Source organism: Mesorhizobium sp. M7A.F.Ca.CA.001.08.2.1 (genome assembly GCF_003998455.1).
Classification (GTDB): Bacteria; Pseudomonadota; Alphaproteobacteria; order Rhizobiales; family Rhizobiaceae; genus Mesorhizobium; species Mesorhizobium ciceri.
The window spans coordinates 1-1,378 of sequence record NZ_RZPW01001134.1 but is presented as its reverse complement, the minus strand read 5'-3'; the positions used below and the strand labels follow the sequence as shown (position 1 = coordinate 1,378).

General features: G+C 65.0%; 1 protein-coding gene and 1 pseudogene. Both read left to right on the top strand.

Annotation, left to right across the window (positions count from 1 at the left end):
- The first annotated feature begins 22 nt into the window (after positions 1 to 22).
- Complete coding sequence (locus EN914_RS35520) at positions 23 to 1,186, top strand: isovaleryl-CoA dehydrogenase (RefSeq protein ID WP_127389694.1); 1,164 nt, start codon at positions 23 to 25, stop codon at positions 1,184 to 1,186.
- Between the two features lie 2 nt (positions 1,187 to 1,188).
- A pseudogene (locus EN914_RS35515) lies at positions 1,189 to 1,378 on the top strand (methylcrotonoyl-CoA carboxylase); the annotation flags it as partial.

Sequence of the window (1,378 nt, the reverse complement as noted above, 5' to 3'; positions counted from 1 at the left end):
GTCATGCGCAGGGAGGAGAAAAATGTACACCAACACGCTCAGCTTCGGGCATGACGAGGAGATCGAGGCGCTGCGCGACATGGTGCGGCGCTTTGCCCAGGACCGGATCGCGCCGATCGCCGCCGACATCGATCGCTCGAATGAATTCCCGGTGCATCTGTGGGGCGAACTCGGTGCGCTCGGCCTGCTCGGCATCACCGCCGACCCCGATTTCGGCGGCAGCGGCATGGGCTATCTCGCCCATGTGATCGCCGTCGAGGAGATTTCGCGCGCTTCGGCCTCGGTCGGCCTCTCCTACGGTGCCCACTCCAACCTCTGCGTCAACCAGATCAACCGCTGGGCGACGCCGGCGCAGAAGGAAAAATTCCTGCCGCCACTGTGCTCGGGCGAGCGAGTCGGCGCGCTGGCGATGTCGGAATCCGGCGCCGGCTCGGACGTCGTCTCGCTGAAGCTGCGCGCCGAAAAGCGCAATGATCGCTACGTGCTCAACGGCACCAAGATGTGGATCACCAACGGGCCGGACGCCGAGACGCTGGTGGTCTATGCCAAGACCGATCCGGACCAGAAATCGCGCGGCATCACCGCCTTCATCGTCGAGAAGGCTTTTGCCGGATTTTCCGTGGCGCAAAAGCTCGACAAGCTCGGCATGCGCGGCTCCAACACCGGCGAGCTGGTGTTTAGGGATGTCGAGGTGCCCTTCGACAACGTGCTGCATGAGGAAGGGCGCGGCGTCGAAGTGCTGATGTCTGGCCTAGACTATGAGCGCACGGTGCTTGCCGGCGGCCCGATCGGCCTGATGGCGGCGTGCCTCGACGTGGCAATCCCCTATGTGCATGAGCGCAAGCAGTTCGGACAGGCGATCGGCGAGTTCCAACTGGTGCAGGGCAAGCTGGCCGACATGTACACGACGCTGAATGCCGCGCGCGCCTATGTCTATGCCGTCGCCGCCGCCTGCGATCGTGGCCAGACGACGCGAAAAGATGCCGCCGGCTGCGTGCTGTTTGCCGCCGAGAAGGCGACGCTGATGGCGCTCGACGCCATTCAGCTGCTTGGCGGCAACGGCTACATCAACGACTATCCAACCGGCCGCCTGTTGCGCGACGCCAAGCTCTACGAGATCGGCGCCGGCCCCAGCGAAATCCGCCGCTGGCTGATCGGCCGCGAGATCATGGCGGAGGGGGTGTAGGTATGGCCACGTTGCAAACCCAGATCTCCCCCTCCTCCGAAACCTTCCGTGCCAATGCCGAGCGCATGCGGGCGCTGGTCGCCGACATTGCGGAGAAGGCTGCCACCGTCGAGCTCGGCGGTTCGGAGGAAGCGCGTGAGCGCCATGTCTCGCGCGGCAAGCTTCTGCCGCGCGAGCGCCTTGCGCAATTGC

What these genes read in the sequence shown, in the direction of transcription:
- EN914_RS35520 (WP_127389694.1), top strand. Translation starts at nt 23, where the DNA reads ATGTACACCAACACGCTCAGCTTCGGGCATGACGAGGAGATCGAGGCG.